Raw genomic sequence first — 15,858 nt, 5'->3', positions numbered from 1 at the left:
TTGATGGCTTTTCTAAATCGGTATGTCGATTACTTAGCGTTGCGGCGAGCGGCGATTTCTTCGCGACGCGCACGCTGCGCTAGTTTGTCTAAGATACCGTTCACATACTTGTGACTTTCGCTCGCACCGAACGATTTTGCCAGCTCAACACCTTCGTTGATCGCTACTTTGTATGGTACGTCTAGACGTTCTACCAATTCGAAAGTACCGATACGCAGTGTTGCTAATTCGATCGCATCCAATTCCGCTAGAGGACGGTCTAGGAATACTTCGAATTGCTCATCTAGTGCTTTTGACTTAGACGCAACACCATAAACCAATTCACGGAAGTAAGTCTTGTCACAGCTGCTCAGGTCGTGGTCAACCGCGAACTGAGCTTCAATTTCGTTTACCGATGAGTGGTTCATTTGCCACTGGTAAAGTGCTTGCAATGCAAACGAGCGCGATGCGCTACGTAGTTGTGAGCGTGAAGGTTTCTTTGGCTTTTTCGCCTTGTCTTGATCGCTCATTATTTGCCTTCCAACTCACGCAATACCGCAACAGTTTCTAGTGCAGACAAGGCAGCTTCGCCACCTTTGTTGCCTGCTTTGGTACCCGCACGCTCAATCGCTTGTTCGATGGTATCCACCGTCAACACACCGAATGAAACCGGTACACCAAATTGCAGCGCTAGTTGGCCTAGACCTTTAACACATTCGCCAGCAACGTATTCAAAGTGAGGCGTACCACCACGAATCACCGCGCCTAGGGCAACGATAGCATCGTATTGGTTCTGCTCAGCTACTTTCTTAACCACAACTGGGATCTCAAATGCACCCGGTGCATAGATCACAGTAATGTCTTCTTTTTTGATACCGTGGCGAACTAGGGTATCGATGGCACCTTCTTTTAAACTTTCTACGATGTAGCTGTTAAAACGGCCAACGACAAGCGCGAATTTTGCGCCAGGTGCTGCGAAATGACCTTCATAAGTCTTAATATCGCTCATATTTGCCTCTAAACTTTAAACTTGATCGGCACGAATTGGCGTGCCCTTGTATGGAATAAATTCCACGGCTTCTAAGTCAAATCCTGTGACGGAGAATTTTCTTGGTGAGCTTAATAGGCGCATTTTACTAACACCTAGGTCACGCAAGATTTGAGACCCCGTACCAACGGTCAAGTAAGTACCTGAACCGCTTTTATCCGAACCCTTACCCGCAGGTGGGTTAATCGTCGCCGCAAAAATCTCAGCAAGGTCTGTTGGGCGATCTAGCGTATCCACCAACACCACCACACCGGAGCCTTCTTTGGCAATGTATTCTAATGCCCCTGACATCGACCATTTCGGCTCACTGTCCGCACTAATGATCCCCGCCACATCACGGGCAGGATCTCGAACATGAACACGAACTAATGTCGGAGTTTCAGGAGAAATGTCACCTTTCACAAAAGCCATGTGGCTTAGGCCGTGAACCGTGTCACGATAAGTGATCAGATTAAATTCGCCCACTTCAGTTTGGACCGTTTGCTCCGCTTCACGCTTCACAGTGGCTTCGTTCAATGTGCGATAATGAATCAGATCGGCAATTGTACCAATTTTTATGCCATGTTTCTCGGCAAACTTTTCTAAATCTGGTCGGCGCGCCATAGTACCATCGTCATTAATGACTTCGACGATCACAGAGGCGGCTTCATAACCTGCCATACGCGCCAGATCACAGCCCGCTTCGGTGTGGCCAGCGCGTGATAACACACCACCAGGTTTCGCCATCACAGGAAAAATATGTCCTGGCTGAACAATATCCGATGGCTGAGCATTGGCCGCCACCGCACGCTTGACCGTCAACGCACGATCGGCTGCAGAAATCCCCGTTGTCACGCCTTCTGCCGCTTCGATAGACAGCGTGAAGTTGGTACTAAACTGCGCGCCATTTTGCGTCACCATCAAAGGTAGGTCCAATTGCTGGCAACGCTCCGGTGTCAGTGTTAGGCAAATCAAACCACGGGCATGAACAGCCATGAAGTTAATAATTTCTGGTGTAATACAGTCCGCAGGGATAATGATATCCCCCTCATTTTCACGATCTTCGTCGTCCATCAGGATGACCATTTTACCTTGACGCATATCTGCCAAGATTTCTTCAATGGTATTAATTGCCATGGTACTTCACCTTTTATTCGATATTGAACGTCTTAACGACGCCCTGTAAACCCATGTTCAGCTAAGAATGCAGCCGTCAACGTAGACTCTTTGCTTGGCGCTGACGTTGCTTGCGGAGCAATCAATCGCTCTAAATAGCGAGCGATTTGGTCCACCTCGACATTCACTTTCGTGCCCACCGTGTAGCCTGACATAATCGTCTCATCCGCTGTGTGAGGCACGATGCTGAGTTCAAACTCGTCATTCTCTAGCCCCGTCACCGTTAAGCTTATGCCGTCCACACAAATGGAGCCTTTAAGCGCAATATAACGCATTAGCTCAGGCATTACCTTGACGCGATAGCGAATACTGCGCGCATCCGGCCAAATTGCACTGATTTCCCCAATTGCGTCCACATGACCACTGACAAGATGACCACCCAGACGGGAAATAGGCTGCAACGCCTTTTCTAGATTCACGGTTTGACCCACTTGCCACTGACCTAAGGTCGTATGGGCTAAGGTTTCTGCTGAGACATCCGTCCAATAACTCGTGCCTTCTAGACGAGTCACTGTTAGACATACGCCATTGGTGGCGATGCTATCTCCCAGCTTCACATCGGACATATCCAATGTTTGCGCGTGAATTTTTAGCGTTAGGTCGCCGCCTTTGCGCTGCAATTGTGCGACGCGGCCAAACCCTTCAATGATGCCGGTAAACATTATGCGTCTTCTTCCTCACGGTAAATCGGCTGGTACACCAACTTAATGTCGTTGCCGACTTTCGCCACGTCCAACAAGTTTAGCTCAACCGCATCCGACATGTGTTCCAGCGGTAAACTCAATAATGGACGCGCCTCAGACCCCAGAAGTTTTGGCGCCATATAAATCACCAACTCATCCACTAAACCAGAGTCAAGGAAAGCCCCCGCCAAGACTGCGCCAGTTTCCACTAACACCTCGTTGATGCCATCGTCAGCAAGTTGCCCCATGGCCTCGACAAGGTCCAAGCGTCCATCGTCCGCCAGCGGTAAAAAGCGCACGTCGACTTTTTTCTTCTGTAACGTTTTTAGATGATCTGCTTCGATCTCTTCTTCATCACAGAACACCAAGACTTCATTGGTTGGGTAAAGAATTTTCGCTTCTGGAGGAATCGACAACGCCGTATCCATGATCACGCGCAAAGGCTGACGAACCGCTTTCGTGTCCGCCTCTTGATCGTTCTCATCAATGCGTACAGTCATGCTTGGGTTATCCATGATCACCGAGCCAATGCCCGTCACCACTGCAGAACTTTGCGCACGCAGACGTTGCACATCTTGGCGTGCTTCAGGGCCAGTAATCCACTGACTTTCGCCTGATTCCATTGCCGTGCGACCATCGACACTCATAGCCATTTTCACACGCACGTAAGGCAAGCCTTCTTCCATGCGCTTAATAAAACCTGGATTGAGTGCGCGGCATTCGTTTTCTAACACGGGCCCCAGCACTTCGATGCCTGCATCAGAGAGCATTTTCAAACCATTACCCGCAACCTGTGGATTGGGATCTTGCATGCCATATACCACGGTCGTGACACCTGCTTTGATCAAAGCTTCCGCGCAAGGTGGCGTACGGCCATAATGGCTGCATGGTTCTAGTGTGACATAAGCAGTCGCACCGTTGGCATCCGCTGTTAAGCTAGCTAGGGCTTGCACTTCCGCATGACCTTCACCCGCTTTTTTATGGAAGCCTTCACCGATGATTTGACCATCTTTGACAATAACGCAGCCAACACGCGGATTAGGATGAGTGGTGTATATACCTTTACGAGCCAACTGCACGGCACGTGACATAAATTCGTGATGATTAATAGCCATCAACTACTTCTCCTCAGGTGTTTGATGTGCGCCCAGTTCTAAGCGATCAATTTCTTGGCGAAACTCACTGATATCTTTAAAGCTTCGGTAGACCGATGCAAAACGCACATAGGCTACTTGGTCGAGGCGTTTTAGCTCTTCCATCACGGCTTCACCTAACACTCGAGACGGTAGCTCTCGCTCACCAGTTGCCTGAAGCTTTTCTTTGATTCGAGCAATGGCGGTTTCAAGCGCCTCAATACTCACTGGGCGCTTTTCAATCGCTTTGATAATGCCTGAGCGCAATTTGTCTTCATCAAACGGTTCTCGGCTACCATCATTTTTGATGAGCTTTGGCATCTGTAATTCAGCGACTTCGAAGGTTGTAAAACGTTCTTGGCAATGGCCACAGGTCCGACGACGACGGACTTGCGCCCCTTCAGACACCAGTCGAGAATCCAGCACTTTGGTATCTTGTGTACCACAAAAAGGACAGCGCATCTTGGTTCCAATAATTGGCAAAATTTCGTACGATTCAAGCCAAAACAAGATTGGCTTATGCATGAGCTAAATGATACCAACCCCATCACGCTATGGCTATAAAATGGCCTCGGTTTGCGCATTGCCGTCAATACTATCTGGGCACAAAAAGGAGGCCCAAAGATTATGCCATTTGCCGAGCTTTCAGGATTGCTAGCGGCGCTGTGCTGGACGCTTTCCAGCTTACTCGCTCCCTCTTTAATCAAACAATTTGGCACCTTCCGCTTTAATACCTTTCGGATTGTCATGGCCGCTTCGATGCTGCTGTTGATCAGTCTCTGGCGAGTGGAAGAGCTAGACCGTTTGGCGCTGTATCTAGGACCACTGGTACTCTCAGGCCTACTTGGCATTTTGATTGGTGATACGTTTTTGTTCAGTGCGGTACACCGCCTAGGCCCAAGACGTGCTGGGGTACTGTTCGCCATGAACGCGCCATTTTCGATCTTGCTGGCGTGGCTGTTTTTAAATGAGCAACTCTCATGGCAAGAGCTTTTCAGCTGTGCTGTGGTATTAGTCGGCGTCATCATTGCTATTTTATTTGGCCGTCGCGGTCAAACCCACGAATGGGAAACCACCCAAGGTTTGCTCTGGGTGGGCGTCTTGATGGGCTTGGGAGCGGCATTATGCCAAGCAGTCGGCGCGCTGATCGCCAAGCCTGCATTGGTCGCTGGCGTCGATCCAATTGTTGCCTCCGCGGTGCGCGTTACCACGGGGGCGGTGGCACTCAGCGCCGTCTACGTATTGTTTTATCGCCCTAAGCATCAAGCAACACTCTCTGACGCTCGCTTATTCCCCATCACGACGTGGTTACGACTTTTGCTTTTGGCAACGGTCGGCATGGTGATCGGCATGAGTGTTTTAGTCTGGGGGGTTGCCAACGCAAACGTCGGGATTGTCACCACCCTATCCGCTACGGTACCGGTCTTGATTCTGCCTGGCTTATGGATCACCACGAAGAAAATCCCTGCCCTCGGAGCATGGATTGGTGCCTTTTTCGTTGTCGCAGGCGCAGTGGGGATTGTTCTGAATTAAGCGGATATGTGCTATGCTTAGCGCCAAAATTTACGTGTATTTTCATTGATTGTGAGCACCTTGATTAGATTGCTGACGATCAACAGTTTCTTCAACTTAGGACAGACATAACCTTATGGCACAGTTTGTATACAGCATGAACCGCGTTGGCAAAGTCGTACCGCCAAAACGCGAGATTCTTAAAGACATCTCTCTGTCGTTTTTCCCAGGCGCTAAAATCGGTGTTTTGGGCCTAAACGGTTCTGGTAAATCTACACTACTTCGCATCATGGCGGGTGTCGACACTGAGTACAACGGTGAAGCACGTCCAATGCCAGGCCTAAAAGTGGGTTACCTTCCTCAAGAGCCTGAGCTAGACCCAACTAAAGATGTACGTGGCATTGTCGAAGAGTCTGTTGCCGATGTAAAAGACGCCCTAGTTCGTCTTGACGAAGTGTACGCAGCGTACGCAGACCCTGATGCAGACTTCGATGCGCTAGCGGCAGAGCAAGCAGAGCTTGAAAACCTGATCACAGCGAAAGACGGTCACAACCTTGATCGTGCCCTAGAAGTTGCCGCAGATGCTCTTCGCCTTCCACCTTGGGATGCGAACGTTGAACACCTATCAGGTGGTGAGCGTCGCCGTGTTGCTCTATGTCGTCTACTGCTAGACAAGCCTGACATGATCCTTCTAGACGAGCCGACCAACCACTTGGACGCTGAGTCTGTAGCGTGGCTAGAACGCTTCCTAAAAGATTACCCAGGCACTGTTGTGGCGATCACCCACGACCGTTACTTCCTAGACAACGCTGCGGGCTGGATTCTTGAGCTTGACCGTGGTCACGGTATTCCATACGAAGGCAACTACTCTTCTTGGCTAGACCAGAAGAATGCGCGTCTTGAAATGGAAGCCAAGCAACAAGCATCGCACAACAAAGCGATCAAGTCTGAGCTTGAGTGGGTTCGTCAGAACGCTAAAGGCCGTCAGTCTAAATCAAAAGCTCGTCTAGCACGTTTCGAAGAAATGAACTCGAAAGAATTCCAAGAACGTAACGAAACCAACGAGTTGTACATTCCACCTGGCCCACGTCTTGGTAACAAAGTGATTGAAATCGAAGGCGTATCCAAAGGTTTCGATGGCCGTGTATTGATCGAAGACTTCAACATGGTTGTGCCACCAGGCGCGATCGTAGGTGTTGTTGGTGGTAACGGTGCAGGTAAATCGACATTATTCAAAATGATCGCTGGCATCGAACAGCCTGACACAGGTTCTGTGACACTGGGTGAAACCGTACAACTTGCTTACGTTGATCAAATGCGTGAGCTAGATGGTGAGAAAACGGTCTTTGAAGAAATCTCTGACGGTCAAGACATCATCACAGTTCACAACTGGAAAGTCCCAGCACGTGCTTACATCGGCCGCTTCAACTTCAAAGGTTCTGACCAGCAGAAACTTGTGAAGCACCTATCTGGTGGTGAGCGTAACCGTCTGCACCTTGCTAAGCTTCTAAAAGAAGGCGGCAACGTATTGCTATTGGACGAACCGACCAACGACCTTGACGTTGAAACATTGCGTGCCCTAGAGGAAGCGCTACTAGCGTTCCCTGGCTCTGCCATTGTTATTTCCCACGACCGTTGGTTCCTTGACCGTGTCGCGACTCACATCCTTGCTTACGAAGGCGACTCGAAAGCCGTATTCTTCGAAGGTAACTACCAAGAATACGAAGCGGATTACAAGTCTCGTACTGGTAAAGACGCGACACCAACACGTATTAAATACAAACGTATCGACGCGTAAAATAAGTTGAAAATAGTAAAGCCCTGTTTGTTAGAAACAGGGCTTTTTACTTAGCATTAAGCTATTGGTGAACTAGTTTTTTTATTTCAGTAACTAGACCATCGAATTCAGGAGGCAATTTATTCAAAGCTTTAGATACTTCAGGATATTCTGAACTATCATATGTCGCACCATCTTTAAGCAAGTTCAAAATTTCTTTCAAAGAATCTGCCGCCTGCATATCCCATCCTAAGTAGTTATAATCTTCTAAAAGCTGAATGTATTTACTTAATTTATTGCTAGGAGTTTCTTCTAGTCTTATTTTCAATTCTTGTATGCTAATACGGCAGTAAATATTTTCTCTTTCTAGGCTTTTAGCTTTTGAGTCGACTATAGAAGAAATTTCTTTTTGTTGTGCCTTACTCAGCTTTCCAAACTCATTTACCAATCCATCTTTAGATTGCTCAATTTTGTCCTCAATTGTTTTTAACAGCATAGTTTTATCTTCGTTATATCTATTCCTAAAGAAATAGATATTCACACCAAGAAATAAAATCAAGAAAGTCGCAGCGAAGCCTAAAGAACTGAACAAGTAAGCTCTAAATTCAGAAACTGATTCCGATAAAATTCTGTTTTGCTCTTCCAACCTAATATTTGCCTCCTGCAACTGTGAAAAATGCATTGGATTGATATCTATATCTTGAGCAAGAACCTTTGTAGAAAGGTTCAAAAATAATAGTACATAAAACATTGTGACTTTCATGCAAACTTCCCTATAGAGGCCTTGTGTCTTAAAGCAAATACCTTAGTTTAACTGCAGAATTTTCTTCGACGCCTCCGCCAAGAATCCTAAGCGTGATTTATACTTGGGGTTGGCAGCCACGACCTTATCAATTTTGGTAATCAATAAATGTGGCAAGGTGACATTGATTTTCTCGCTTTTGCCCAGCAGTGGCGTGATATCGACATTTACGATTGCCCAAACACAATCATGATAGTCTGGATGATCTTTTAATTCGGCAATTGGACTGGCAACGGGAATATCCTCACCGTCTTCCAGCATCAATTCCAAATGACTGAAAATCGCTTCTTCTGCCATTTCCAAGGCTTCATCAAAGGTATCGCCAGCAGAAAAACAGCCCGGAATATCAGGAACCGTAACGCCGTAACTTACGCCATTATCAGTATGTAATACGATTGGATATTTCATGTTCTACCTACCCATCAAGCTAAACCCAAAAAATATAACCCCAGCAACCCCAAATATCCAATTCAACGATTAACAAACAAAAAAAAGCCGCATCTTTTCAGACACGACTTCCCTTGATCAAAGCGTTACAAGAAAAAGTATTACACCTTGAAGCTACCCACTTGGCGATCCAGTTCTTCGAACAAATCACTGATCTGTTTAGACTGTGATTGAACCATGTCTGAAACCGCTTGTACCTCGTCTGTCTGTGCTTTCATGGATGACAAGTTTTCATTGATTTCGTTAGAGACAGTGGATTGCTCTTGAGTCGCTTGGGCGGTTTGAGCGGCCATTTGCTGCACTTTGCCGAAGGATTCTTCTAGGGAACCAAAGATTCGGATGACTTCATCAAAGTTCGCTACAGTTGTATCAGCATTATTACGGCTGTTCTGAATCGCACGAGATGACTCTTGAACGTTAACCTTCAATTGCTCAATCATGGTTTCAATTTCATTGGTGCTGTCTTGTGTACGGGTTGCCAGAGTACGCACTTCGTCGGCTACCACGGCGAAACCTCGACCTTGCTCACCAGCACGAGCCGCCTCGATGGCTGCGTTCAATGCAAGTAGGTTGGTTTGCTCAGCAATATTACGAATCACTTCCAATACTGAAGCGATGGCTTCAGAGCTTTTCTCCAGCTCACCAGCACGATTTAGTGCATCATTGATATCTCGCACCAAGCCATCAATTGCACCTTGGGAAGTATTTACTGCACGAATACCTTGGTTTGTCAGTTCGCTAGAGGTCTGTGCCTCATTCGCAGTGTCGTTAGCAACACCCGCCATCTCTTGGTTTGACATACTCATCTGATGCGCTGCGCTAACGATCGAGTTAGAAGCATTTACTAGAGTCATGGTGACACCAGAAGTGCGCTCAGAAGCATGATTCAAATCTGTCGTCATCCCACCCAATGTTTCCGACTGGTTGCGAATGCTGCCTATAATGCCGCGCAAGCGCTCAACAAAGGCATCGAACTCGTTAGCCAGATCACCCAGTTCATCTTTAGCAGTTGAATCAATACGTAGCGTTAAGTCACCATCACCTTCGGCAATTTCTTTGATACGGCTAGCTAGTCGTGTGACACGACGATTCAGGCGTTGTGGCACTATGTACCCCGCCACAGCAGCGATGATCAAGGCGATGACGATGATGATCATTACCACCGTTTGGAAGGACTCAATTTTAGCAATCATATCTTCCTGAGCGCTCTTCGCTCGATTCGCGACACTCTCGCCCGCTACATCTAACACATCGCGTATTGCTGAGAAGCTAGCATTAGCCGTTGTCTCCGCTGCTTGCCAATCTTGACCTGCTTGTGCTTGAGATAAGAGACGCTGCTCGTCCGCTTTCCACTTATTGAATAGGGTATCGAAGTTAGAAAATTGCTTTAACAGATTAGGCTCGTCTGCCAAGGCTTTACGGTATGCCTGAAAGCGGTCAAGTACCTGCTGAGCATTGTCTTCAAAATCAGCAAGATTGTCCGCGTAATTACCTTGGTTGTGTAGGATAGCATTACGACCGACCAGCGCCTGATAAATATCTCGGTCGGCATTCAGCACTAGGTTACTGGCAGAAAAGTAGCCATCTGACTGCTTCTGCATGTGTTGCTTTTCAACCACGATCAGGTAGTTAGATGATAAAAAGACACCGATTAAGATGACACCTAACAACGCAATGGGCGCTGTAACCTTAGCTCGAATAGAATTAAAACGCATGATAATAACTACCTTAAAAGATTCAGGAATTAAATTCATAGTAATGTAGCGACTCAGCATTAGGCAATTGCTGGTAACAATTGCACACACTTTACTCTTTATGCTTAACAATTCGCCATAATGCCACCAACACAGGTAGACTGATTGTTAGTGTTACACCCCTTGATGCGATGATAAACACCTCCCTCAGGAAGCTTTAAACCACCATGACAGAAAACGAAAAACAGGCGTTCATTTCTCACATTCAGGAAATGTCATCTTCTTCGACCTTTAGCAGTGACATCGAGGCACATTACCTAAAAGCCAAGTCAATCGTGCGTTTCACACAGATCGGTGCATTTTTACTTGCTTTCTTATTCGGTATTCTTGCGGCTCCTGTCGCGTTTCAAACCAATGCCACTCAGCAGATAAATATCTTCTGGTTACTGGTGATTTTGCTTGGTACCCACTTTTTAAGTTTACTTTTTTGGTGTGTAAGCCTTATTACAAAACCTTACAGATCACCTAGAGATATCAGTTCGCTCACACCGATCATGATGCGCTTTAGCCAATGGTTGAAGATTTCACCTGTGGCCATGGACTGTTTTCAATCATTACACTTATCTGGGAAGCTTAAGCATTGGTGGGGAGTCCGCCTGATTCATGGCTGCTGGCTGGCTTATTTAATCGGTGGCTTTTTGAGCGCGACGTTGTTTTTGATGACACACCATGTTCAGTTTATTTGGCAAACCACACTCTTAACGATTGAAGATTTCACATCACTGACACAGGTGCTGAGTGTTATACCTAGTTGGCTTGGGATGGCAGTGCCATCACTGCAAGATATCCAACTAAGTCAAATAAGCACGCTTGTGCAGCCAGACGACACACGCAGAATCTGGGCAATTTGGTTACTTAGCAGCCTTGTTATTTATGGTATTGCAGTGCGAGGAATTTGCTTAGCAGTCAGTCAAGCTATTTACCAATACCAACGTAAGCGTCTTTGGCTCACTGTTAAGTCAACCAAGGTTTCTGCAACCCGTAGCACCATCATTGATGCGGATAACACCGCGTCTGACAGTAATACTAAAGTCACGGAGCAGCCGTTTTCTCTGAGCACCGCAGAACTTAAAGATGCGACCTATTACTTATTTGAATGGAGCCATGAGATACCATCAGAGCTTGCTCAAAATAGACCAGTAAACCTGCTCAATGACGCCGAAAGCCAACGTCGTTTTATCGCTGAACACCCTAATAATGCGATTTTAATGATTGATTCAAACAGCAGCCCCGATCGCGGCAGCGCCCGCTTTTTGAAGCACAGCTATAACTCCGACATGGAGTATTATTTATATGGAAATGTATTCAATCAGGAATGGGTAAATACTCTCCGGTCATTAGGGGTTGGGCAACAAAACATAGCGCTATGGGAGATGAAGTAATGGCCATTTCTTTATTGATTGTGGGGCACGCTAATACCGGTAAGACGTCATTAATCCGCACCATGGTTCGAGATCATACCTTTGGCAAGGTACAAAACCAATCCGGCACAACTCGCCATGTAGAACGTATCACCCTAAGTTTGGCAGATCAGCCATTACTGCACTTGGTGGATACCCCTGGATTCGAAGACTCCATGGGGCTGTGGCAAACACGAACCTCTGAGCCATTTGTTCAGCTATCCAACGAACAATGGTTAAACGCCATTTGCGAAGATCCCAACTACCAGGTGGAGTATGAACAAGAGCTCAAGATTCTACGTCAACTAAATCAATGCGACGTTATCTTGTACGTTATCGATCTTCGCCAGAAACCATTAGGTAAATACTTAGACGAGCTAAGCATATTGGCCTGCGCAAACAAACCCATCGTGCCGATATTGAATTATTGCCATGAAGAAGCGGCTCATCGAGCTAGTTGGAAGCAGTGCTTGGCAGAGCGACATCTACACGCTCATGTACAGTACGACACCGTTGCCTTTTATCTTGCGGATGAACGTAAGCTCTATCAGACGCTGCAAAGCCTTATGCCAGATCACTATGAAGCACTTCAAGATTTCATGACTCAGCGTGAACGAGATGCCTCACATCGCCTGACAAAAGCAACGGAGCAATTAACTAAATTGCTCATCGAGTGTGCCACCACTCAAAAAATATGCCGTGGCAAAACACCCAGTGCGCTCGAAAAAACCACCTTTGAGCAAAGTATTCGCCGACGAGAACAGCAGTTTATCGAGTTTTGTCTGCACCTCTACGCTTTCCAAGCATCGGATGTCATTCTCCAAGATTTACCTCTGGAAGAAGGCGCTTGGCAGCAGGATGTGTTTGATGCAGACACGTTAAAGCATTGGGGAATTCAAACCAGTACCAAGGCCGTTACCGGTGCTGCAATTGGTGCTGGGATTGATGTCCTGAGCGCTGGCTTAACCTTAGGTACAGCCACGACGTTGGGGGCAATGATCGGTGCCGGCCTGCAAACGGGCTACACCTTTAAGTCAGCATTGCTGAACAAATTAAAAGGGCAATCTGTACTAGCGCTGCAACCAGCCAGCTGTATAGTATTAATGTGGCGAGGCATTGAATTAGTGCGTCATTTGCATCATCGAGGACACGCAGCTCAAGTGGCTTATCAAGGCAACATGGCTATGCAAACAGAGCCTGACAAGTTGGCTCATTTAGAGCGGCTATTCCAAAAATTGAGTCAACGTATCGAATGGCATGAAATAGAAACATTGCCACCCCATGAGCTGGTCAATCAACTTAGGGATACCCTCGACCAGAGCCTAAAGGACTAACGTCTTTTATCGATCGAGAATCGCAAGCTGTTCATCCAGCTCCTGCTGCTCCTGTTTCATTAGCGTTTCACACTGGCTCACTAGCTCGGGAATATCGGCTTCAGTGAGCCCCTTAGTGTAAATAGGGTCTAATACTTCCACTTTTACCGCACCGTTATCCCGTCGATTGAGTTTCACTTGCCCATGGGTAGAACTACAGACAATGGGAACTATCGGTACGCCTGCTTGAATCGCAGCATGAAAAGCACCGCGTTTGAAAGGTAAGAAGCCTCGCCCTCGGCTACGGGTCCCCTCCGGAAACATCCATATAGACAACCCTGTGTCACGCATCTTCTCGACAATTTGCGCAATGGTGGCAATAGCTTTGTTTCGATCATTGCGGTGGATTAAGAAATTTCCTGTTGCCCAATACAGCCAGCCAAAGAATGGAATCCATTTTAAGGTACTTTTCCCGACTGTTACGGTGCTGTGTGGTACCACATGGGAGAAAGTAAATAAGTCATAGTTGTTCTGATGATTGGCGATGTAGACCGCTTGAGGCACATCATAGGCCTTGTAAGACACATGCTTGTAGACACGCAAACCGAATAGCTTGGCCACTGGCGCAAACGCTTTCGCGATGTAGTACACGCGATCTTTGGAAAGTGCTAAGAATAGGCTCATTACCAAGCCGCCAGCGGTCACTAGCACAATTAGAAAAAACAAAGCCACTAGTCGAAATAACGCAATCATGTCACACCTTCTTAAACACGCAGGTTTCATTAGTTTAGTTCATTGCCCAGCACACAACACTCAGTGCTATGACGACTATTTACGCCAACGTGTGTCACGCCAGAAATCAATTTGCGCCGGCTCTAAAAAGCTCCACGCGACAAAACGACTTATTTTCTGTCCTTGCGCCATTTCTATGGTTTTTACTTGAACCGCTCCAACGGATTTCAATACACGGTATATCGCCGCTAAATTTTCCTTACGTGCGACCAGAGACGTGAACCAGAAGCATCGATCCTTCACATCCACACTTTCTTTGATCATGCGTGAAATAAAGCCTGTTTCGCCCCCTTCACACCACAATTCAGGCGCTTGGCCGCCGAAGTTTAACGTAGTCTTGTTGGCATCCCCCTTCACACCACGCCATTTACGTTTGTTCTCAGACGTCATGGCTGCTTGGCTTGGGTGAAATGGTGGATTGCATAAGGTCACATCAAACACTTCATCCTGTTGCCAAATGCCTGCAAAGACATGCTGCATATTGCTTTGATGACGAAGTTGAATACGCTTTTTCAAACTTGGATTGGCATCAACGACTGCTTGCGCTGATTGTACAGCAATATTATTTGCATCACTGCCGATAAACTGCCAGCCATACTCTTGGGAACCGATAATCGGGTAAACACAGTTTGCTCCGGTTCCTACATCCAACGCCTTGACCCCACGTCCACGAGGGATCTGGCCAGCGTTGCTATCAGCTAACAGGTCGGCAAGATAATGAATGTAATCCGCGCGCCCTGGGATAGGCGGACATAAATACCCTTCTGGGATGTCCCAAAACAATACCCCATAGAAATGATTTAACAGCGCGCGATTCAATACCTTAACCGCATTCGGATCGGAGAAATCAATGGTTTGAGTGCCATATTGGTTGAGCTGAATGTAAGGCGCAAGCTCTGGGCACGAGTCTGCCAACAACGAAAAATTGTAGCGTGCTCGGTGAGGGTTTCTAGGATGTAATGTTAGCTTGTGCTCTTTCTTGGCCATATAAAGGTTAAACCACTCCATCTTTCTAACAGGGCATGAGAACTTATTTTACTGAGTTTTGCACCGAACTAACAAACCCTAAGACACAACCGGATAAGGAATCATACTTTGCACAACGTTAGCACAAAGGTTTCTGAGCCACACACCTCCCGGATCTTGGCTCTGCTCTGAAGGCCATGATAGGAAATAATCGATCGGGGGAAAGTCGTAGGGCAACGGTTTAATCACCAAACCAAACTGATCCTGAAATCGATATGCTAGCAATTGGCTAGTACTGAATAGCAATTCTGTTTTACCTACTGCTTCCAATGCTGACATAAAATACGGCGTACGCAATGAATAGCGACGCTCTTTAGCTCGATCTCCCAATCCTGAATCGCTGTAGATTTGACTGCTACCGCCCAGTGTCACCAGAACATGGTTGTAGGACAGAAATTCATCCAAACTGATGGTTGGCTGCTTCGCCAATGGGTGATCTTTAGCCATGATACAGTCAAACCGTTCGCGCCCTAGAATCTTACTTTCAAAGCGTGAGGGCAATTGCACATACTCGCTGCAAAGCACCGCATCCACCGTTTGGTTTTCAGATCGAAGCAAGCTGTTCTCGGTCACCAAACTGGTTTCTAGGGACGCATTGGGGGCCAACTGATAAAACCGCTCAGCAATGGTCGGCATATAAGCTTGCGCTTGATAATGGGACGTTTGCAGACGAAATACCCGCTCCGACTTATGGGGCACAAACTCCTGATCATTGCTTAAGCCGTTCATCTGCTCAAGTATCTGACGCAATGGCATCTCTAATGCCAGAGCTTTTGCAGTCGGCAACATTTCCTTATGGGTTCGAATAAACAAAGGATCATCAAAAGCTTCACGTAAGCGGCTCAAAGTGCGACTCATCGCAGGCTGACTCAGATACAGCTTGTTCGCAACACGCCCTACATTTCGCTCTTCTAACAAATACAAGAGTGCCATCAGAGTTTTGATGTCCAAATGCATCATACTGCTATTCAACATAGTAATATCCATTTATTGAATAATATTTAGAAGCATTATGCATTGGATAACATAACAAAACT

General features: G+C 46.8%; 16 protein-coding genes. 4 read left to right on the top strand and 12 right to left on the bottom strand.

Annotated features, from left to right (window positions below; all coding sequences use genetic code 11):
* Window positions 1–29: 29 nt before the first annotated feature.
* From nusB to nrdR, 6 genes are read right to left on the bottom strand one after another with little or no spacing between them, the layout of a single operon-like run.
* Window positions 30–509 carry a transcription antitermination factor NusB gene (gene nusB / locus ACXAC1_RS10080; RefSeq protein WP_475061374.1) on the bottom strand — a complete coding sequence of 160 codons (480 nt, stop codon included), beginning with the start codon at window positions 507–509 and terminating at the stop codon, window positions 30–32.
* Window positions 509–988: a 6,7-dimethyl-8-ribityllumazine synthase gene (gene ribH / locus ACXAC1_RS10075; protein ID WP_133564389.1), complete on the bottom strand. Its 480-nt coding sequence runs from the start codon at window positions 986–988 to the stop codon at window positions 509–511. The genes nusB and ribH overlap by 1 nt, the downstream gene beginning before the upstream one ends.
* Window positions 989–1,003: 15 nt before the next feature.
* On the bottom strand, window positions 1,004–2,143 hold the full coding sequence (gene ribBA, locus ACXAC1_RS10070; protein WP_475061373.1) for a bifunctional 3,4-dihydroxy-2-butanone-4-phosphate synthase/GTP cyclohydrolase II: 1,140 nt from the start codon (window positions 2,141–2,143) through the stop codon (window positions 1,004–1,006).
* Window positions 2,144–2,175: 32 nt separating this feature from the next.
* A complete protein-coding gene (locus tag ACXAC1_RS10065; protein WP_475061372.1) occupies window positions 2,176–2,844 on the bottom strand; it encodes a riboflavin synthase in 669 nt (222 codons plus the stop codon).
* Window positions 2,844–3,980, bottom strand: coding sequence for a bifunctional diaminohydroxyphosphoribosylaminopyrimidine deaminase/5-amino-6-(5-phosphoribosylamino)uracil reductase RibD (gene ribD, locus ACXAC1_RS10060; RefSeq protein WP_475061371.1), 1,137 nt, complete (start codon window positions 3,978–3,980; stop codon window positions 2,844–2,846). The genes ACXAC1_RS10065 and ribD overlap by 1 nt, the downstream gene beginning before the upstream one ends.
* A 3-nt stretch (window positions 3,981–3,983) precedes the next feature.
* On the bottom strand, window positions 3,984–4,460 hold the full coding sequence (gene nrdR, locus ACXAC1_RS10055) for a transcriptional regulator NrdR (protein WP_273104996.1): 477 nt from the start codon (window positions 4,458–4,460) through the stop codon (window positions 3,984–3,986).
* Window positions 4,461–4,625: 165 nt separating this feature from the next.
* Between nrdR and ACXAC1_RS10050 the strand changes: the two genes are divergently transcribed.
* Together ACXAC1_RS10050 and ettA are read left to right on the top strand one after the other, a co-directional pair.
* On the top strand, window positions 4,626–5,531 hold the full coding sequence (locus ACXAC1_RS10050) for a DMT family transporter (RefSeq protein WP_475061370.1): 906 nt from the start codon (window positions 4,626–4,628) through the stop codon (window positions 5,529–5,531).
* Window positions 5,532–5,646: 115 nt separating this feature from the next.
* A complete protein-coding gene (gene ettA / locus ACXAC1_RS10045; protein WP_133564401.1) occupies window positions 5,647–7,308 on the top strand; it encodes an energy-dependent translational throttle protein EttA in 1,662 nt (553 codons plus the stop codon).
* Between the two features lie 61 nt (window positions 7,309–7,369).
* Here ettA and ACXAC1_RS10040 read toward each other — a convergent pair whose 3' ends face one another.
* From ACXAC1_RS10040 to ACXAC1_RS10030, 3 genes are all read right to left on the bottom strand, one after another.
* On the bottom strand, window positions 7,370–8,050 hold the full coding sequence (locus tag ACXAC1_RS10040) for a hypothetical protein (RefSeq protein WP_475061369.1): 681 nt from the start codon (window positions 8,048–8,050) through the stop codon (window positions 7,370–7,372).
* Window positions 8,051–8,092: 42 nt separating this feature from the next.
* Window positions 8,093–8,497, bottom strand: a complete 405-nt coding sequence (locus ACXAC1_RS10035) for a type II toxin-antitoxin system HicB family antitoxin (RefSeq protein WP_475061368.1) — start codon at window positions 8,495–8,497, stop codon at window positions 8,093–8,095.
* A 140-nt stretch (window positions 8,498–8,637) separates the two neighbouring features.
* On the bottom strand, window positions 8,638–10,251 hold the full coding sequence (locus tag ACXAC1_RS10030; RefSeq protein ID WP_475061367.1) for a methyl-accepting chemotaxis protein: 1,614 nt from the start codon (window positions 10,249–10,251) through the stop codon (window positions 8,638–8,640).
* 206 nt (window positions 10,252–10,457) lie between these two features.
* Between ACXAC1_RS10030 and ACXAC1_RS10025 the strand changes: the two genes are divergently transcribed.
* Entirely contained in the window at window positions 10,458–11,672 is a 1,215-nt protein-coding gene (locus ACXAC1_RS10025; RefSeq protein ID WP_475061366.1) for a DUF2868 domain-containing protein, read from the top strand.
* Window positions 11,672–13,024 (top strand): GTPase/DUF3482 domain-containing protein, encoded by a 1,353-nt coding sequence (locus ACXAC1_RS10020; RefSeq protein WP_475061365.1) that lies wholly within the window; start codon window positions 11,672–11,674, stop codon window positions 13,022–13,024. Before ACXAC1_RS10025 ends, ACXAC1_RS10020 begins: the two co-directional genes overlap by 1 nt.
* A 6-nt stretch (window positions 13,025–13,030) precedes the next feature.
* Here ACXAC1_RS10020 and ACXAC1_RS10015 read toward each other — a convergent pair whose 3' ends face one another.
* From ACXAC1_RS10015 to ACXAC1_RS10005, 3 genes are all read right to left on the bottom strand, one after another.
* Complete coding sequence (locus ACXAC1_RS10015) at window positions 13,031–13,756, bottom strand: 1-acylglycerol-3-phosphate O-acyltransferase (protein WP_475061364.1); 726 nt, start codon at window positions 13,754–13,756, stop codon at window positions 13,031–13,033.
* Window positions 13,757–13,831: 75 nt separating this feature from the next.
* Window positions 13,832–14,782 (bottom strand): 23S rRNA (adenine(1618)-N(6))-methyltransferase RlmF, encoded by a 951-nt coding sequence (gene rlmF / locus ACXAC1_RS10010; RefSeq protein ID WP_244937035.1) that lies wholly within the window; start codon window positions 14,780–14,782, stop codon window positions 13,832–13,834.
* Window positions 14,783–14,860: 78 nt separating this feature from the next.
* Window positions 14,861–15,796, bottom strand: coding sequence for a LysR family transcriptional regulator (locus tag ACXAC1_RS10005; protein WP_475061363.1), 936 nt, complete (start codon window positions 15,794–15,796; stop codon window positions 14,861–14,863).
* Window positions 15,797–15,858 lie beyond the last annotated feature (62 nt).

The organism is Marinomonas sp. AWM4_232 (assembly GCF_056158325.1).
This window is presented reverse-complemented; position numbering and strand designations above follow the sequence as displayed.